15 protein-coding genes are annotated in these 17,509 nt (G+C 71.5%); 12 read left to right on the forward strand and 3 right to left on the reverse strand.

Features of this window, described 5'->3' with window-relative positions; translation table 11 throughout:
* The first annotated feature begins 25 nt into the window (after window positions 1-25).
* From HHX35_RS28890 to HHX35_RS28905, 4 genes are all read left to right on the forward strand, one after another.
* Complete coding sequence (locus HHX35_RS28890) at window positions 26-4,258, forward strand: SpoIIE family protein phosphatase (protein WP_182901824.1); 4,233 nt, start codon at window positions 26-28, stop codon at window positions 4,256-4,258.
* On the forward strand, window positions 4,258-4,560 hold the full coding sequence (locus HHX35_RS28895) for an STAS domain-containing protein (protein ID WP_182901825.1): 303 nt from the start codon (window positions 4,258-4,260) through the stop codon (window positions 4,558-4,560). The genes HHX35_RS28890 and HHX35_RS28895 overlap by 1 nt, the downstream gene beginning before the upstream one ends.
* A gap of 153 nt (window positions 4,561-4,713) precedes the next feature.
* On the forward strand, window positions 4,714-5,919 hold the full coding sequence (locus tag HHX35_RS28900; RefSeq protein WP_182901826.1) for a cytochrome P450: 1,206 nt from the start codon (window positions 4,714-4,716) through the stop codon (window positions 5,917-5,919).
* A gap of 52 nt (window positions 5,920-5,971) precedes the next feature.
* Window positions 5,972-6,601, forward strand: coding sequence for a TetR family transcriptional regulator (locus HHX35_RS28905; RefSeq protein WP_310739363.1), 630 nt, complete (start codon window positions 5,972-5,974; stop codon window positions 6,599-6,601).
* Here HHX35_RS28905 and HHX35_RS28910 read toward each other — a convergent pair.
* Window positions 6,564-7,424, reverse strand: a complete 861-nt coding sequence (locus HHX35_RS28910) for a helix-turn-helix domain-containing protein (protein WP_182901828.1) — start codon at window positions 7,422-7,424, stop codon at window positions 6,564-6,566. The genes HHX35_RS28905 and HHX35_RS28910 overlap by 38 nt on opposite strands.
* A 90-nt stretch (window positions 7,425-7,514) precedes the next feature.
* Here HHX35_RS28910 and HHX35_RS28915 point away from each other — a divergent pair, with 90 nt between their 5' ends.
* The 4 genes from HHX35_RS28915 to HHX35_RS28930 all read left to right on the forward strand — a co-directional run bounded on the left by HHX35_RS28915 (window position 7,515) and on the right by HHX35_RS28930 (window position 11,108).
* Window positions 7,515-8,342: an SDR family NAD(P)-dependent oxidoreductase gene (locus HHX35_RS28915; protein WP_182901829.1), complete on the forward strand. Its 828-nt coding sequence runs from the start codon at window positions 7,515-7,517 to the stop codon at window positions 8,340-8,342.
* A gap of 72 nt (window positions 8,343-8,414) precedes the next feature.
* Window positions 8,415-8,642 carry a FeoA family protein gene (locus HHX35_RS28920; RefSeq protein ID WP_182901830.1) on the forward strand — a complete coding sequence of 76 codons (228 nt, stop codon included), beginning with the start codon at window positions 8,415-8,417 and terminating at the stop codon, window positions 8,640-8,642.
* Window positions 8,635-10,815, forward strand: coding sequence for a ferrous iron transport protein B (feoB, locus tag HHX35_RS28925; protein ID WP_182901831.1), 2,181 nt, complete (start codon window positions 8,635-8,637; stop codon window positions 10,813-10,815). The genes HHX35_RS28920 and feoB overlap by 8 nt, the downstream gene beginning before the upstream one ends.
* Complete coding sequence (locus tag HHX35_RS28930; RefSeq protein ID WP_182901832.1) at window positions 10,812-11,108, forward strand: FeoC-like transcriptional regulator; 297 nt, start codon at window positions 10,812-10,814, stop codon at window positions 11,106-11,108. Before feoB ends, HHX35_RS28930 begins: the two co-directional genes overlap by 4 nt.
* An 8-nt stretch (window positions 11,109-11,116) precedes the next feature.
* Here HHX35_RS28930 and HHX35_RS28935 read toward each other — a convergent pair whose 3' ends face one another.
* Together HHX35_RS28935 and HHX35_RS28940 are read right to left on the reverse strand one after the other, a co-directional pair.
* Window positions 11,117-12,304, reverse strand: coding sequence for a glycosyltransferase family 4 protein (locus HHX35_RS28935; RefSeq protein ID WP_182901833.1), 1,188 nt, complete (start codon window positions 12,302-12,304; stop codon window positions 11,117-11,119).
* On the reverse strand, window positions 12,301-12,753 hold the full coding sequence (locus tag HHX35_RS28940; RefSeq protein ID WP_182901834.1) for a hypothetical protein: 453 nt from the start codon (window positions 12,751-12,753) through the stop codon (window positions 12,301-12,303). Before HHX35_RS28940 ends, HHX35_RS28935 begins: the two co-directional genes overlap by 4 nt.
* 102 nt (window positions 12,754-12,855) lie before the next feature.
* On the opposite strand from HHX35_RS28940, the gene HHX35_RS28945 reads away from it, so the two are divergent.
* The 4 genes from HHX35_RS28945 to argG all read left to right on the forward strand — a co-directional run bounded on the left by HHX35_RS28945 (window position 12,856) and on the right by argG (window position 17,229).
* On the forward strand, window positions 12,856-13,230 hold the full coding sequence (locus tag HHX35_RS28945; RefSeq protein ID WP_259405477.1) for a BlaI/MecI/CopY family transcriptional regulator: 375 nt from the start codon (window positions 12,856-12,858) through the stop codon (window positions 13,228-13,230).
* Between the two features lies 1 nt (window position 13,231).
* Complete coding sequence (locus HHX35_RS28950; protein WP_182901835.1) at window positions 13,232-14,272, forward strand: M56 family metallopeptidase; 1,041 nt, start codon at window positions 13,232-13,234, stop codon at window positions 14,270-14,272.
* 332 nt (window positions 14,273-14,604) lie between these two features.
* The gene (locus HHX35_RS28955) at window positions 14,605-15,690 is read left to right on the forward strand and encodes an ROK family protein (protein ID WP_310739364.1); all 1,086 of its coding nucleotides are present in this window, start codon (window positions 14,605-14,607) and stop codon (window positions 15,688-15,690) included.
* A gap of 90 nt (window positions 15,691-15,780) precedes the next feature.
* Complete coding sequence (gene argG, locus HHX35_RS28960; RefSeq protein WP_182901837.1) at window positions 15,781-17,229, forward strand: argininosuccinate synthase; 1,449 nt, start codon at window positions 15,781-15,783, stop codon at window positions 17,227-17,229.
* The last annotated feature ends 280 nt before the right edge of the window (window positions 17,230-17,509 follow it).

Below are 17,509 nucleotides of genomic sequence, written 5' to 3' on the forward strand. Positions count from 1 at the left end.
CTCGGCGTGAACGAAAGGGTGTCAAGTGACGCGCTGTGAGGACGCTGAGCAGGGGCCGTCGGCAGCGGCCGGAGCCGGGGTGTTCGCCGCCGAAGACGAGGTCGGCCGGGATCTGGCGTTGGTGGACTGGCGGGCGACCCCGCTCGGGCCGCCGGAGGAGTGGCCGCAGAGCCTGCAGACGGCGGTGAGCATCCTGCTGTCGTCCCGGTTCTCCATGTGGATGGCGTGGGGGCCGGAGCTGACCTTCTTCTGCAACGCCGCCTACCGCCGTGACACCCTGGGCCGGAAATACCCATGGGCGCTGGGCCGGCCCGCCAGCGAGGTCTGGGCGGAGATCTGGGACGACATCGGCCCGCGGATCGACACCGTCCTGGCCACGGGGAAGGCGACCTGGGACGAGGCGCTGCTGCTGTTCCTGGAGCGGGCCGGCTATCCGGAGGAGAGCTACCACACGTTCTCCTACAGCCCCCTCCGGGACGACTCCGGCACCGTGGTCGGCATGTTGTGCGTCGTCAGCGAGGAGACCGAGCGGGTCATCGGCGAGCGGCGCATGGCGACCCTGCGGGATCTCGGGTCCGATCCCAGCGTGGTCCGCACCGAGCAGGAGATGCTGGCTTTCGCCTGCCGGCAGCTCGGCCGCAATCTGCACGACCTTCCGTTCACGTTGACCTACCTGTTCGAGGACGGCGGCGGGGCACGACTGGCAGGGGTGACCGGGATTTCCGCCGGGCACCCGGCCGCCCCTCTGACGTTGCCGGCCGACGCCCCGGACGCGGTGTGGCCCGCGACGGCGCTGGCCCGGGGAGAGTCGGTGATCGTGCCGCTCGACCCTGTGCCAATCGACCCTGTCCCGATCGACCCCGCCCCAATCGACCCTGTGCCAATCGACCGGGCCCCGTTCGCCGGTCTCCCGGCCGGAGGCTGGCCCGAACCGCCCACGCAGGCGCTGGTGGTGCCGCTGCTCCAGCAGGGCAGTGCGCCGTACGGGTTCATGGTGGCCGCGCTCAACCGGTACCGCCCTCTGGACGAGGCGTACCGCGGGTTCATCGACCTGGCCGCGGGGCATGTCGCGGCGGGCGTCGCGAGCGCCCGCAGCTACCAGGCCCAGCAGCGGCGGGCGGAGGAGCTGGCCGAGCTCGACCGCGCGAAGACCGTCTTCTTCTCCAACATCAGTCACGAGTTCCGCACACCGCTGACCCTGATCATGGGGCCGGTGGAGGAACTGCGCGGCCGCCTGCAGGGAGCCGACGCGCAGGTGCGCGAGGAGCTCGAGGTCATCCGCCGCAACGGGTTGCGGCTGGGCAAGCTGGTCAACACCCTGCTGGACTTCTCCCGTATCGAGGCCGGCCGGATGCAGGCCAGCTACGAGCCGGTCGACCTGGCAGCGGTCACCGCCGAGCTGGCCAGTCTCTTCCGCTCCGCCATCGACAAGGCGGGTCTGGACTTCCGGGTCGACTGCCCTCCCATGGACGAGCCGGTCTACGTCGACCGCGGCATGTGGGAGAAGGTGATGCTCAACCTGCTCAGCAACGCGCTGAAGTTCACCTTCGAGGGCTCGATCGGCGTCACCGTGCGCAGGGAGGACGACCACGCGGTGGTGACCGTCACCGACACGGGCATCGGCGTCCCGGCCGAGGAGGTGCCGCGACTGTTCGAGCGGTTCCACCGCATCGAGAACGCGCGATCGAGGTCCAACGAGGGAAGCGGCATCGGGCTGGCCCTCGTGCAGGAGCTGGTCGGCCTGCACGGCGGCACCATCGGCGCCGACAGCGCCGAGGGCGCGGGCACCCGCTTCACCATCCGCCTGCCGTACGGCTCCGCGCACCTGCCCGCCGAGGCGATCACGACGGCCGGCACCGGCGCCGGCGCCACCACCGCGGACCCGTACGTCGAAGAGGCATTGCGCTGGCTGCCCGTGGACGACACCGGCCAGTCCACCGGGGACGCGATGCGGATGCCGTCCCACGACGGCTCCGCCGCCCGTTCCGGGGGCTCGGCCGCCCCGGCGCGTGTGCTGGTCGCCGACGACAACGCCGACATGCGCGAGTATCTCGTCCGTCTCCTCAAGGGCGCCGGCTATGTCGTCAGCACCGCGAGCGACGGGATGGAGGCGCTGGACGCCGTCCGCGCGGACGCCCCCGACCTCGTGGTCAGCGATGTGATGATGCCCCGCCTGGACGGCCTGTCCCTGGTCTCGGCGCTGCGGTCCGACCCACGCACCGCCGCCGTGCCCGTGGTGCTGCTGTCGGCCCGGGCGGGCCAGGAGGCGTCCATCGAGGGCCTGCAGGCCGGAGCCGACGACTACCTCGTCAAGCCCTTCGCCGCCGCGGAGCTGCTCGCGCGGGTGAGGGCGAACATGGACATGGCGCGGCTGCGCCAGCACCAGGCGCGCTGGCGCAGCGCGCTGGTGGACTCGCTGCAGGAGGCGTTCTTCGTCTGCGACGAGCAGGGCGCCGTCGTCGAGATCAACAGCGCCTTCACCGACATCCTCGGCTACGGCCCCGAGCACCTGCCCTACACGCCGATCCACCCGTGGTGGCCGGACGCCACCACCGATCCCGAGGCCTACCAGCAGGTCGCCGACGCGTTCAGCGGCCTTCTCGGCCCGGGCCAGGGCAGCTACACCATCCCGGTCACCCACAGCGACGGGCACCGGCTGTGGGTCAGCGTCACCTTCAACCAGGCGCAGGATCCCGACACCGGGCGGCATGTCGTCGTCGGCACCTTCCGCGACGTCACCGCCGAGCACTACGCCATCCAGCGTGAGAGCGCCCTCGCCTCGCTGAGCACCAGCCTGTCCCAGGCCGGGAGCCTCTCCGACGCGCTGACCGGCGCACTGCGGGAACTGCGGAGTCTGTGGCGCGCCCAGTCGGTTCTGGCCGCCGTCTTCGGCCACGGTGAGGAACCGACCCTGACCGCCGCCGACGAAGCGGTGGACTGGCACGGGCTGCCGGACGATCGCCGCCGGGTGCTCACCGATCTGCTGCGGCGGCCGCTGCTCACCCCGGTCGCCGGCCGCGACGGGGTCGGCATCCTGCTTGAGCACCCCGAGGGCCAGCTGGCCCTGTGGGTCGACCTGGGCGACCACCGGCCTTTCACCGGCGAGGACCAGGTGCTGCTGTCGCTGCTGGCCGGGCGTCTCGCCCAGGGGCTGGTGCGCGCCCACCAGATCGACCAGCAACGCGAGACCGCCATCGCGCTGCAGCGTGCCATCCTCGGCCCCGCCCAGCTTCCCGAAGGGTTCGCCGTACGCTACGAGCCCGCCACCAGGCCCCTGGAGGTCGGCGGCGACTGGTACGACACCATCGCACTGCCCGGCGGACGCATCGGCATCGTGGTCGGCGACTGCGTCGGGCGCGGGGTGGAGGCCGCCGCCGTCATGGGACAGCTGCGCAGCGCCTGCCGCGCGCTGCTGCTGCAGGACGACAGCCCGGCCCGCGTGCTCATGGCCCTGGACCAGTTCGCGGCCGGCGTTCCCGGCGCCAGGTGCACCACCGTCTTCTGCGCCGTCCTCGACCCGGAAACCGGGCGCCTGTCCTACTCCAGCGCCGGACATCCGCCGGGAATCCTCGCCCTCCCCGACGGCAGCACGGGCCTGCTCGACGGCGGACGTTCCGTTCCCCTGGCCGTACGCCCGGGCGCGACCCGTCCCGAGAGCGAGACGATCATCCCCGCGCGCGCCACGCTCATGCTCTACACGGACGGCCTGGTCGAACGCCGCCGCCGTCCGCTGTATTCGGGCATCGACCAGGCCAGCCAGGCCGTACAGGACGGCAGGAACGTCGCCGTCGACGACCTCGCCACTCAGGTGATGATCCGCCTGGCGCCCGCGGACGGCTACGACGACGACGTCGCTCTGCTGCTCTACCGGCACCCTGCCCCGCTGGAGATGACCTTCCCCGCCGAGTCGTCCCAGCTGGCGCCCGTTCGCAAGGCGCTGCGGAGCTGGCTCGGCCAGTGCGACCTACCGACCCAGATCGTCCAGAACATCCTGGTCGCAGCCGGTGAGGCGTGCGCGAACGCCATCGAACACGGCCACCGGCACACCCCCGGCGACATCGTCCGCCTGCGGGCCGAGGCGTCGGTCGACAATCTGCGCCTCACCGTCGCCGACACCGGCCGCTGGAAGTCCCCCGAGCCCGAGGCCAACGCCCACCGCGGCCGCGGCGTCGCGCTCATGCGCGCCATGATGCAGCAGGTCACCATCACCCCCGGCCCGTACGGGACCACCGTCGACATGCAGATGAGGATCGCCTGATGACCACGCCCCTGACCCTCACTCCTGGGGTTCGCCCGGACGGCGCCGCTCTCCTGACCGCGGCCGGTGAGATCGACATGAGCAACACCGATGCCCTCGAGGCCGCTCTCGAGAGCACCCCGGGGCCCGTCGTCCTCGACCTGACCTCCGTCGAATACCTCGACAGCGCGGGCCTGAGCGTCCTGTTCGCCCACGCCGACCGCATCACCCTCATCGCCAACCCGCTGCTCACTCCCGTCCTGACCATCTCCGGGCTGGCGGACATCGCCACCGTCCACGACGGCGAGCTCGACGCCCGATAGGGCAGGTGTTCCGGCCTCCTCCTGCGGTCACACCGCCTCAAGTGAGATTTTGCTCTCGTTTGAGTTGATCTCTTTACACGAGTCATGTGATAGTTGACTATCAAGTGGCGACTCGACGGCTCGTGGTGAACGACGATCCGCTCTGGAGGCATCATGACCACTGTCGAACCCCGGACCCTCCCCTTCGGCCAGGTGGACCGGCTGGAGGTGGACCCCCTTTTCTCCCGGCTGCGGCAGGAGGAACCGCTGTGCCGGGTCCGGCTGCCCTACGGTGAACCCGCGTGGCTCGCGACCCGCTATGAGGACGTCAAGGTCGTGCTCGGCGACGCGCGGTTCAGCCGGGCCGCGGCGATCGGCCGCGACGAGCCGCGGATGCGGCCCCACCAGTCCCGCCCCGGCAGCATCCTCAGTTTCGACCCGCCCGAGCACAGCAGACTGCGCAGGCTGGTGTCGAAGGCGTTCACCGTACGGCGGATCGAGCTGCTGCGGCCACGGACCCAGGAGATCGCCGACGATCTCGTCGGCGCGATGCTGGCCAAGGGCGCCCCGGCCGACCTCGTCGAGGACTTCGGGCTGCCGCTGCCGATCACGGTCATCTGCGAGTTGCTGGGCGTTCCGGTCGAGGACCGGGTCGACTTCCGGACCTGGTCGGACGCGCTCCTGTCCACCACGCGGTTCACCCCCGAGCAGGTGGTGCGCTGCATGGGCCTGCTGCGGGAGTACATGGCCGGTCTGATCGCCGAGCGCCGGCAGACCCCGAAGGACGACCTGCTCAGCGCGCTCGTCGCGGCCCGCGACAACGAGGAGCGGCTGTCGGAGGAGGAGATGCTGTCGCTGGCCGAGGCGTTGCTGGTCGCCGGTCACGAGACCACGGCCACGCAGATCCCGAACTTCGTCTACGTGCTGCTCACCCACCCCGAGCAGCTCGCGGCGCTGCGCGCGGACCTCGACCTGATCCCCAGGGCGGTCGAAGAGCTGATGCGCTTCGTCCCGCTCGGGAACGGCGCTTCCATCGCCCGTTACGCCCTGGAGGACGTCGAGCTCGGCGGCGTCACGGTGCGCGCCGGAGAGCCGGTGGTCGTGAGCCTGGTCTCGGCCAACCGCGACGAGTCGGTCTACACGAACCCCGACGACCTCGCGTTCGACCGTCAGCAGGCCTCGCACGTGGGGTTCGGGCACGGGGCGCACCACTGCCTCGGCGCCCCGCTCGCCCGGATGGAGCTGCAGGTCGCCCTGCGTACGCTGCTCACCCGGCTGCCGGGACTCCGCTTCGCCGGCCCCGAGGACGACGTCGCGTGGAAGACGGGGTTGTCCACCCGAGGGCCCGAGCACATGCTTGTCACCTGGGACGAGCCCTGACGAGCGTGCGGAGCTAATCGATAGTCGCCTATCACTTGGTTATCCTGTGGAGGTGACCACCGAGACCTCACGGCGGCTGCGCGCCGACGCCGCACGCAACTCCGGCAGGATTGTGCGCGCGGCCCGGGAGGTCTGGGCCGAGCAGGGCCCCGACGCGCTGCTCGAAGACATCGCCCGCCGCGCCGGGGTCGGCATCGCGACGCTCTATCGCCACTTCCCGGACAAGGCGGGCCTGGTCCGGGCGGCCCTCGACCAGAGCTTCGCCGAGGACATCGCCCCCGCCATCGAACGGGCGCTCGGCGACGACGATCCCCGGCGCGGTCTGACAGCCGTGCTCGAGGCGGCGATGTCCACGGCGGCCCGTGAACACAACACCCTGGCCGCCGCCCGGAACTCCGGCGCCATCACCGCGGAGGCCAGTAGCCCGTTCATCGAGTCGCTGACCCTGCTGGCCCGGCGCGGGCAGCAGGCCGGTCTCATCCGTGCCGACCTCGTCCCCGACGACCTGCCCAGGATCATGGTCATGCTGATGGGCGTGCTGTGGACGATGGATCCCGGCAGCGACGGCTGGCGGCGCTACCTCGCGCTCGTCCTCGACGCCCTGTCTCCCGGCGCGGCCTCCCCGCTGTCGGCCGCCGTGCCGCTCAGGTCGCCGCGCAGGCGGGGTGGCTGGCCCGTGTGACGCGCGCGGGGGCGGTGAGCCGGGCGAGGGCGGCGGCCGAGGGCGTTCCGGGCTCGGCCTGGTAGGCGATGACGACCTGACCGTCCGTCCCGCCGACCGTCAGGCTGTGACGCCGCAGGACGAGCGGCCCGACGACGGGATGGGCGAACTCCTTCGTCTCGTCGCGCGTCGGGCGGACGTCGTGGCGTTCCCACAGGCGGCGGAAGTCCTCGGAGGCCGCCGACAGCTCCTCGACCAGCTCGCGCAGGGCCGGGTCGTCGAGGTCGGTGCCGGCCACGGCCCGCAGCGCGGCGACCGAGTCGGCCGCGACGGCGTCCCACCTGGGGAACAGGGCCCGCGCGCCGGGGTCGAGGAAGACGTCTCGGACGAGGTTGCGGCCGGGCCGATACATGGGCGCCAGGGCGATTGCCGTCGCGTTGGCCGCCAGCACGTCGAACCGCCGTCCTCGCAGGTAGGCAGGCGTGTCCACCCACGCGTCGAGGAGGAGCCGCGTCCCCGGGGCCGGTCGCTCCCGCGGCCGGCGGGGCCGGCCGCCGTTCCGTCTCGGCGCATCGCGGGCCAGGGCGTGCAGGTGAGCCGTGAGGTCGGCGTCGAGGCGCAGGGCGGCACCGAGCGCATCGAGCACCTGCTCGGAGGGGTTGCGGTCGCGGCCCTGCTCGAGCCGCGTCAGGTAGGCGAGGCTGACGCCCGCGAGCGCGGCAAGTTCGTCGCGGCGCAGCCCCGCGACCCGGCGCCGCCCGGACGAAGGCAGCCCGACGTCCTCCGGGCGTACGAGCGCACGGCGGGCCTTGAGGAAGCTGCCGAGAGCGTTGTTGCCGGGCATGTCACCCGCCACTGTACGCAGGGCCCGTGGGCGATGGTGACCCTGTCACGGTGATGGCTGTGCCGTTCCGCGCAGGGCAGAGTGACCGGTATGAGTACCGAACACACACTTACCTGGTTCATCACGGGAGCATCCCGCGGCTTCGGGCACGTGTGGACGCGGGCGGCGCTGCGGCGGGGCGACCGGGTCGTCGCGACGGCCCGCGACGTTTCCGTGCTGAAGCCGCTCACCGACGAGTTCGGTGACTCGGTCCTCCCGCTGACGCTCGACGTCACCGACCGGGAGGCCGCCTTCGCCGCGGCGGCCCGGGCGACCGAACGCTTCGGCGGGATCGACGTCGCCGTCAACAACGCCGGGTACGGCCTTTTCGGAGCGGTGGAGGAGATCACAGAGGCCCAGGCGAGAGAACAGCTGGAGACGAACCTGCTCGGCGCGCTCTGGGTCACCCAGGCCGTGCTGCCCGGCATGCGGGAGCGCGGCCGGGGCCACATGCTGCAGGTGTCGAGCATCGGCGGCGTCGCCGCGTTCCCCATGCTCGGGCTTTACAACGCGTCGAAGTGGGGCCTGGAGGCGTTCAGCGAGTCGCTCGCGCTGGAGGTCGCCCCGCACGGGATCAAGGTGACGATCATCGAGCCCGGCCCGTACGGCACCGACTGGAGCGGATCGTCGGCCGTCCACGCCGAGCCGCTCCCCGCGTACGAGCCCGTCCGGGAGGCCCGCCGGGCCGCCGCGGCGGGCAGGGTCCCGATCGACCCCGAGGTCACGGCCGCGGCGGTCCTCGCGGTCGTGGACGCGGAACGGCCCCCGCTGCGCCTGTTCCTGGGGAGTTACTGCCTGCCGGTCGCGGAGCGGGTCTACACCGAACGCCTGGACACCTGGCGGGAGTGGCGCTCCCTTTCCGAGTCCGCCGACGGCTGACCCGGCGGCACTGGCGCACCCCACCAGTCTTAGGTAAACCTAACCTTAGGTACGCTGAGTCGGGAGGTGCCTATGAGACCGGGTGACTTCGCGAGAGGCGCCGTTATGCGGCTGCGCCGGGTGACCGGCGACCGGCGGCATCGCAGACGGCTGGCCGAGCTGGGGTTCGTGCCGGGCGCGTCGCTCTCGGTGCTGGGACGGGGCATGCACGGCGGCCTCGTCCTGGCCCTCGGCGACGGCCGGGTGGCCGTCGACGCCCTGACGGCGGCGACGCTGGTGGTGGAGCCGGCCGATGGGTGAGCGGCCGATCACCAAGGCACCCGTCGCCAAGGGACCGGTCGCCAAGGCCCTCCTCACCAAGCCGTGCTGCGACGACGACGTCCCGGGCGGCGTCAACGCCGGTGATCCGCGGGTCGCCCTCGTCGGCAATCCCAACGTGGGCAAGTCCACGCTGTTCAACATGCTGACCGGGGCGCGGCAGCGGATCGGCAACTGGCCCGGCAAGACGGTGAGCGTCGCGCAGGGCACCTGGCGCTCACCCAACGGCGAGATCACCCTCATCGACCTGCCGGGCACCTACAGCCTGGTGCCGGGCTCGCCCGACGAGGCGCTGACCAGGGACCTGCTCGTCGACCGGGGCATGGGGGGCCGCCCCGACCTCGTGGTCATCACCGTCGACGCCGCGAACCTCGCGCGCAACCTCTACCTGCTCGCCCAGGTCATGGAGACGGGCGTGCCGCTGGTCGTCGCACTCACCATGGTCGACATCGCCGGGAGCCGGGGCATCCACGTCGACGCCGGGCGGTTGTCCGAGCTGATCGGCGCCCCCGTCGTACCCCTCGTGCCGCGCCGGGGCGAGGGCGTGGCCGAGTTCGGCCGTGTCGTCGCGCGGGCGCTGGCCGCTCCCCGCAGACCGGCCCTGCCCATCCTGGGCGAGGACATGGAGGCCGCGCTGGCGTCGATCACCGCCGAGGTGCCCGCCGAGACCGCCGTACGCTACCCGGCGCGCTGGCTGTCGATCGCGCTGCTCACCGGGGAGGACGTGCCCGGCGTACCGGAGGAGACCGCGGCCGCGGCACGGGCCGCCGGCGCCGCGCTGTCCGGCGGCGAGCCGACCGGCGACGACGAGCCGGACGACCCGGAGCTGCTGGTCGCCGAGCAGCGGTACGCGTGGGTGCACGAGGTGATCGCGGAGGTCGTGACCCGCCGCGGGGCCGGGCGGGCCACCTGGTCGGACCGCGTCGACCGGGTGCTGACCTCCCGGTGGTTCGGGCCGCCGATCTTCCTCGCGGTCATGTGGGCGGTGTTCGCGCTGACCACGAAGGCCGCCGCGCCGCTCATGGCCGGTTTCCAGGGACTCGTGGACGGCCCGGTCTCCACCGGCGCGGGCCGCCTGCTCGACGCGCTGGGGGCGGGCGGCGCGATCCGCGGCCTGGTGCTCAACGGCCTCATCGCGGGCGTCGGGCAGGTGCTCTCGTTCGTCCCGCTGATGGCCATCATGTTCGTGCTGCTGTCCTTGCTCGAGGACTCCGGATATCTGGCGCGGGCGGCGTTCGTCGTCGACCGGCTCATGCGGGTCATCGGCCTGCCCGGCCGCGCGTTCCTGCCGTTGATCGTCGGTTTCGGCTGCAACGTGCCCGCCCTGGCCGGCACCCGTATCCTGTCCGACCGGCGGCACCGCCTGCTGACCGGACTGCTGATCCCGTTCGTGACCTGCAGTGCCCGGCTCACGGTGTACGTGCTCGTGGCGACCGCGTTCTTCGGCAGCGCAGCGGGCACGGTCGTCTTCGCGATGTACGTGCTGTCGATCGCCCTGGTCATCGGGATGGGCCTGCTGCTGCGCGGCACCCTGTTCCGCGGCATGGCGGAGGAGCCGCTCGTCCTCGACCTTCCGCCCTACCGGCTGCCCGCCGTACGGGTGATCGGGGCGCAGTCGTGGGTGAAGCTGCAGGCGTTCCTGAAGACGGCGAGCGGGATCATCGTGGCCACGGTCACGCTCGTGTGGCTGCTGTCGTCGATCCCGTTCGGCGGCCAGGGGTCGTTCGGCCACACTCCGATCGAGCACAGCGTCTTCGGCGCCGCCTCGCACGCCGTCGCCCCCGCCTTCGCCCCGTCCGGGTTCGGCGACTGGCATGCCTCGGCCGCCCTGATCACCGGATTCGTGGCGAAGGAGGCCGTCGTCTCCACGATGGCCCAGACGTACAGCATGGGCGAGCCGGCCGACGGGCACCAGCCGGGCGGGCTCGGCGGCGCCCTGCGGGCCACGATCGAGCAGACCTCGCACGGCCACCCGGTGCCGGCGGTGCTGGCGTTCCTGGTGTTCCTGCTCGCCTACACGCCGTGCATGACGACCGTGGCCGCCCAACGCGTGGAGATCGGCGGGCGGCTGACCCTGTTCGGCGTGGGGATGCAGCTCACGCTGGCCTGGCTGCTCGCGGTGGCGGTCTTCCAAGTGGGGAGCCTGTTCCTTTGAGCGCGCTGCGCAGGGTGCTCGAAGAGATCACCGCGGCCCGCGGCGGGGTCAGCCTGGACGACATCGCCCGGCGGCTGGGCCTCGGCCGCGACGAGGTCGACGCGATGGTCGAGTACTGGGTCCGCAAAGGGCGCCTGTCGTCCGACGACATCGCGGCCGCCTGCCCGAGCGGCGGCTGCGGCACCTGCGCGCTGGGCGACGACGGGAAGCCGGGCTGCGGCACGCGGCGTGACGGCCCGGTGCTGCTCGCGATCACAGTACGCCGCCGAGAGGATCGCCGGGAGGACGCCTGAGCCGGCGCCTACCCGACTCTGGCCGCTCCTGTGCCGGTCGCCCGGCCCGGTGGCTGGTGCAGCTCGGCGAACAACCGTTCCCACGCCTGACGTATCCCGTCCATGTCGTACCGCATGACCGACGTCCTGGCCGCGTCGCCCAGCGCGTGCCGTAGCGACGGGTCGCCGATCAGCGCCTTCATGGCGGCGGCGAGCGCGCCGGCGTCTTCGGGAGGAACCAGCAGCCCGTCCCGGCCGTGGGTGACGATGTCCGCGGGCCCGTGGGGGCAGTCGAAGCTCACGACGGGCAGCCCGTGGGCCATCGCTTCGATGAGCACCATGCCGAAGCCCTCGTATCGCGAGCTGAGGACGAACATCCCTCCCTTGGCCAGTTCCTGTTCGAGCGTGGTCGTGCCGCCCATCAGGAAGGCGTGGTTGTAGAGATGCAGGCGGTGGATCAGACGCCGTAGGCTGCCGTGCTCCCTGCCGTCGCCGTAGATGCGCAGTCGCCAGTCGGGGTGTTCGGCGACGACCTCGGCGAACGCCTTGATCAGCAGGTCGAACCCCTTCTGGCGGGTGAGCCGCCCCGCGGCCACGATGATCCTGCCGTCGAGCGCGGCGGGAGCCCGTTCGGCGGGCGTCAGGCCGTTGGGGATGGTCGCCAGACGGGTCCGCGCGCCGTCGAGCAGCGCCGCGTACTCGGCCAGGTCGGCGTCGGTGAGGCTGACCACGGCGTCCAGCCGCGGGTACCAGCGGGCGATCTCGGCGACGAGTTCGGGCTTGTGGGAGCGCAGATACATGTGTTCCTGGGCAACCCGTACGACGTTCCGCGGGGCGTAGCGGGCGGAGAGCAGGTTGAGCGCGGGGCGGGTGGTGACCAGAACGCCGCCGTCGAGCGACCGCAGATATCTCACGATCTTCTGGTCGCTCAGCCGGTTGAAGGCGGCGTAGCGCACCTCGGAAGGAGGCACCAGCAGGCTCGGTCGGCGCCGGAGCCACTCGCGGACGGGATGCCGCCGGCCCGGGCCCCGCAGGTCCGCCAGGGACCGCAGGCGGACCCGGGGATCGAGGGAGAACCTGGGCCGGTCCCTGGTCTGGAAGACGCTGACCAGTTCCACGTCGTGGTCGGCGGCGGCCATGACGTTGGCCTGGTTGATCACGGTGCGGATGGTGCCGCCGACCCCGTAGGCGTTCATGATGAGGTAGCGGAGCTTCATGCCTGGACCGGCCTGGAGATCAGCGACAGGTTCTGCATCACCGTGTAGTACGGCTTGACGCTGACGGCGCCCGTCCGGGCCTCGCCCGTCTGCGCCGGGAAGGTCATGACCGTCTTCTTGTCGGGGATGTCGTCCAGGTGGCGCCCCAGCCGAAGCGGCTCCGGATCGCCGGGCAGCCGGAGATGGAGGTCCCAGACCTGACGGCCGTCGATCCGGCGGGATGCCACGGTCGAGACGACCAGTTCGACAGCGAAGGCCGCCTGGAACAGACCGCCGTCCACCGTCGCCGGGCAGCTCAGCACGAGATCGGGGCGGTCCCGGTTGGTGAGGGTGAGGATCGCGGTCGTCCGCGCCGGCGGAGTGGGAGCCGTGCCGACGATGCGGCCGATCACCAGGACTCTTCCGTCTCGCGGCCAGACCTGCTCCACCTCGGCGTGCCTTGATGTCATCGGCCCTGCTTCCTGTGCGTTCCGCTTTCGCGGGGTAGCCTCGACCTACTAGCTTGATAGTAACTACTACCGCGATAGTAATTCGTGGTCAGGGAGGTCGGGTTGACCGACACGGGACATGGCGACAGACGTCCGGCGGGCATGCTGGAAGACGAGGTGCTCGCGGTGTTGTGGTCGAAGACGGCGCCCGTGAGCCCGGCGGAGGTGCAGGCCGAGCTCGGCGGCTCCCTGGCGTACACCACGATCATGACCACGCTCGCGCGCCTGGAGCGCAAGGGCCTGGCCACCCGGCAGCGCTCGGGTCGAGGGTTCGTCTACGCCCCCGCGGTGGACGAGGCGTCGCACACCGCGGAGGCGATGAACGAGCTGCTCGCCCGCAGAAGCGACAGAGCGGCGGTGCTCGCCCAGTTCGTGTCACGGCTCAGCGCGGACGACGAGCAGATCCTGCAGCGGTTGCTCCGGGAGATGGACGACTGACATGCGGATCATCGTCTACCTGCCGTTCGTCGTGTCGGCGCTGCTGGGTTTCGCGATTCCGCGATTCGGGCGCCGGCTGGCGCCGGCCACCGCCACCCGGCTCCTGGCCGCGGCCGGCGCGGCGTGCGCGGCCAGCTCGGTCCTCGCACTCGTCTTCCTGGCCAGCACCTACCTGGGTCAGGTGCCGCTGGTCGCGTCCTTCGGCGACTGGTCCGTGGGGCTGTTCGAGGCGCTCGACCCGGTGCCGCGGCCGGCCGCGCAGCTCGCGCTGCTGGCGCTCGCGGTCGTGGGGGCTCTGGCGGTCAGAACCGCGGCGCGGCAGGCTCTCGCGTTGCGGCGCGCGTCGCGGACCTGCCGCCGCGCGTCCGCCGCGTCCGGCGGCCTGGTGGTCGTCGACGATCCGGTTCCGCACGCGTACGCGGTGCCGGGAGGCTTCGGCGATCCCGGCCGTGTCGTGGTGACGACCGGGATTCTGCGTGCCCTCGGTGCGGAGGAGCGAAGGGTCCTGCTCGCCCACGAGCGCGCTCATCTCCGCCACCGCCATCACCTCTACCGGACGGTGGCCGCGGTGGCAGCCGCGCTGAATCCGCTGCTGGCGTCCCTGCCGAGGGCGGTGGAGTACACCACCGAGCGCTGGGCCGACGAGCGGGCGGCCGAGGAAGTGGGCGATCGGAGGGTCGCGGCCCGCGCCATCGTCAAGGCGGCGCTGGCCGGCGGGGAGCGTCAGCGGCGGGCGGGCCTCGACGCCCTCGCCTTCGGCCACGGCGACGTGCTCCCCCGGGTCAACCACCTGCTGACCGCGCCGCCGCGCCGCCGTCCCTTGACGGCGGCCGTGCTGATCGTGGCCGTGGCCGCCTGCCTCGTCGCGACCAACGAGTCCCGCGCCGACACGGAGTCCCTGTTCGAAGAGGCGGAGACTTCTCCGCCGGTCGTGCACGTGGTCGCCGGCAGGAGCCATGCGGGTGCGGTGGAGGCGCCGGCCCTGCGTGGCGGGCACCTCGGCCGTCATCGCTCGTTTCCCCATCCTGTCCGGACGTGGTGAGGCCGGTTCGCAGACGCACCCGGCACAGCCCTTCCCTGTCTTCCGCGGGCCGCGGAGTTCGGCCGAGTCGTCAATGAAAGTTTCATTGCCGGACGGTCTCCTGATCCGACCGGACTTCCTCACAAAATCCTTCTCCGATGAGTGGGCGCGGCGAAATTCCGGCCGACGCCGGACTACGCGCGGATGACGGATGAGGCACCACCCGGTGAGAAACTTGGGCGGTGGAGACTTCGGTGCCAGGACGAGCCGAAACACGGCTCCAGGCCAAAATACTTACGCGATTGCGTGACGCCGGTCCGCAATCTCGCATTCAGCTGTCGGAACACTTCGAAGTGTCACGTACGACGATCGGGGCGGAACTCGGCCGGCTTACGGCGCTTCAACTCGTCGAGGAAATCGGGCCGGCCGCGTCTCGTGGAGGGCGCCGGTCGACCGTCATCGACCTCGCCCGCCGGGTCCGGTTCGTCGGCGTCGCGATCGGCGCGACCTCGGTGTCCGCCGCGGTCACCGACGGCAGGCTGCGCGTCCTCGCATTCGAACGCACCGAATGCGACGTACGCCAGGGTCCCGAGCCCGTGCTCGAACTCGCCATGGAACAGAGCCGCCGGCTGCTCCTGAAATCGGGAGTGGACCGGCCGATGGGAGCCGGCGTCGGCATGCCCGGCCCGGTGGACTTCTCACGCGGTATCCCGATCTCGCCGCCGATCATGCCGGGGTGGGACGGTTATCCGGTCCGCGATGTCTTCGGCAGGCAGTTCGATTGTCCGGTCGTACTGGACAACGATGTCAATGTAATGGCCCTGGGCGAACAACACGCCGGTGCGGCCGGCACCGCCGAGAACTTCCTGTTCGTCAAGGTCGGCACGGGCATCGGCTGCGGAATCGTGGCCAGAGGTGAGCTCTATCGCGGCATGGACGGGTGCGCGGGAGATATCGGGCACATACCGGTCGCCGATTCCGGCGAGATCTGCGCCTGCGGCAACACGGGATGCCTGGAGGCGTCCTTCGGCGGCGACGCGCTGGCTCGCGACGCGCTCGCCGCGGCCCGGTCCGGGCGCTCGCCCCTGCTCGGGGAACTCCTCGCACGCGACGGCACGCTGACCGCCGCGCAGGTGGGCGAGGCGGTCGCCGCGGGTGACGCGACGTCCGTCCAGATGGTGCGCGACGGCGGACGGCGCGTGGGCGAGGTGCTCGCGGGCCTGGTGTCGTTCTTCAACCCGAGCCTCATCGTGCTGGGCGGTGGGCTGACGCTGCTGGGTCACGTCCTGCTCGCCGAGATCCGCGGCGCGATCTACCGCCGCTCACTGCCCCTCGCCACCAGGAATCTGCCGATCACGATGAGCGACCTCGGCTCGCGGGCCGGCGTCATCGGCGCGGCCAGGCTCGTGAGCGAGGAGGTCTACGGCTTCCCCCGGTGATCGGCGCTCGCGCCCGGACGGTTCGCCGATGACGACATTCGTGCCGCACGGGATTGCATGATCATGCATTCCGGTGTATATATTCTACTCGTGTCCAAGGTGCTCACTTCTCTGCCTGTCGGCGAGCGTGTCGGGATCGCCTTCTCCGGTGGCCTCGACACTTCGGTAGCGGTCGCGTGGATGCGGGAGAAGGGTGCAGTGCCGTGCACCTACACCGCCGAAATCGGCCAGTACGACGAACCTGACATCGCCTCGGTGCCGGGGCGAGCCACCGCGTACGGCGCGGAGATCTCCCGGCTGGTCGACTGCCGGGCGGCCCTGGTCGAGGAGGGGCTCGCGGCCCTCGCCTGCGGGGCGTTCCATATCAGGTCCGGCGGCCGCACATACTTCAACACCACCCCGCTCGGGCGAGCCGTCACCGGCACCCTGCTGGTGCGCGCGATGCTCGAGGACGGCGTGCAGATCTGGGGAGACGGCTCCACCTTCAAGGGCAACGACATCGAGCGGTTCTACCGCTACGGTCTGCTCGCCAACCCCTCCCTGCGGATCTACAAGCCGTGGCTGGACGCCGACTTCGTCAACGAGCTCGGCGGGCGCAAGGAGATGTCCGAGTGGCTGCTCGCCCACGGCCTGCCCTACCGGGACAGCGTGGAGAAGGCCTACTCCACCGACGCGAACATCTGGGGCGCGACGCACGAGGCCAAGTCTCTTGAGCACCTCGACACGGGCATCGAGATCGTCGATCCCATCATGGGCGCGCGTTTCTGGGACCCCGCCGTCGAGATCGCCACCGAGGACGTCACGATCGGCTTCGAGCAAGGACGTCCGGTGACGATCAACGGCAAGGAGTTCCCCTCCGCCGTCGATCTGGTGCTGGAGGCCAACGCCATCGGCGGCCGGCACGGCCTGGGCATGTCCGACCAGATCGAGAACCGGATCATCGAGGCCAAGAGCCGGGGCATCTACGAGGCGCCGGGCATGGCGCTGCTGCACGCGGCCTACGAGCGGCTGGTCAACGCGATCCACAACGAGGACACCCTCGCCAGCTACCACATCGAAGGGCGGCGGCTGGGCCGGCTGCTCTACGAGGGCCGCTGGCTGGACCCGCAGGCGCTGATGCTGCGCGAGTCGCTGCAGCGCTGGGTCGGCATGGCGGTGACCGGGCAGGTGACCCTGCGGTTGCGGCGCGGTGAGGACTACTCCGTGCTGGACACGTCCGGACCGGCTTTCAGCTACCACCCGGACAAGCTCTCCATGGAGCGCACCGAGGACTCCGCCTTCGGCCCGGTGGACCGCATCGGGCAGCTGACGATGCGCAACCTCGACATCGCCGACTCTCGCGCCAAGCTGGAGCAGTACGCCAGGCTCGGCATGGTCGGCAGCCAGCAGCCGGCGCTTATCGGAGCCGCCCAGGCGGCCTCGACCGGGCTGATCGGCGCGATGCCCGAGGGTGGGGCCGAGGCGATCGCCTCTCGCGGCGAGGCCTCCACCGAGGAGGAGCTCCTCGACCAGGCCGCCATGGAGCTCGGCACCGACTGACGACCACGACTGGAGCGCCCGCTGTGCCGGGCGCCCCGGCACAGCGCAGCAGACGCACCTCCCGACCACGGCGGCAGAGCGGCGACTTTCCGAGTGCCGATCGCAGTCGGGAGGGCGCGCGTGGGCCGGGGACTCCGCCTTCCGCGTCATGCTCAGGGCGTGACGGCGTGACGGCCGGGTCCCGTGACGGCAGGAAGCCGGGTCAGGCGACTGCTCGCGCGTCGGCCTGACGCGGGCCGAGCAGGTTCCGCGCCCAGCCTGACCGGCGGCGATCTCGCCA

It is taken from the genome of Microbispora sp. H10830, assembly GCF_014161375.1.
GTDB classification, from domain to species: domain Bacteria; phylum Actinomycetota; class Actinomycetes; order Streptosporangiales; family Streptosporangiaceae; genus Microbispora; species Microbispora catharanthi.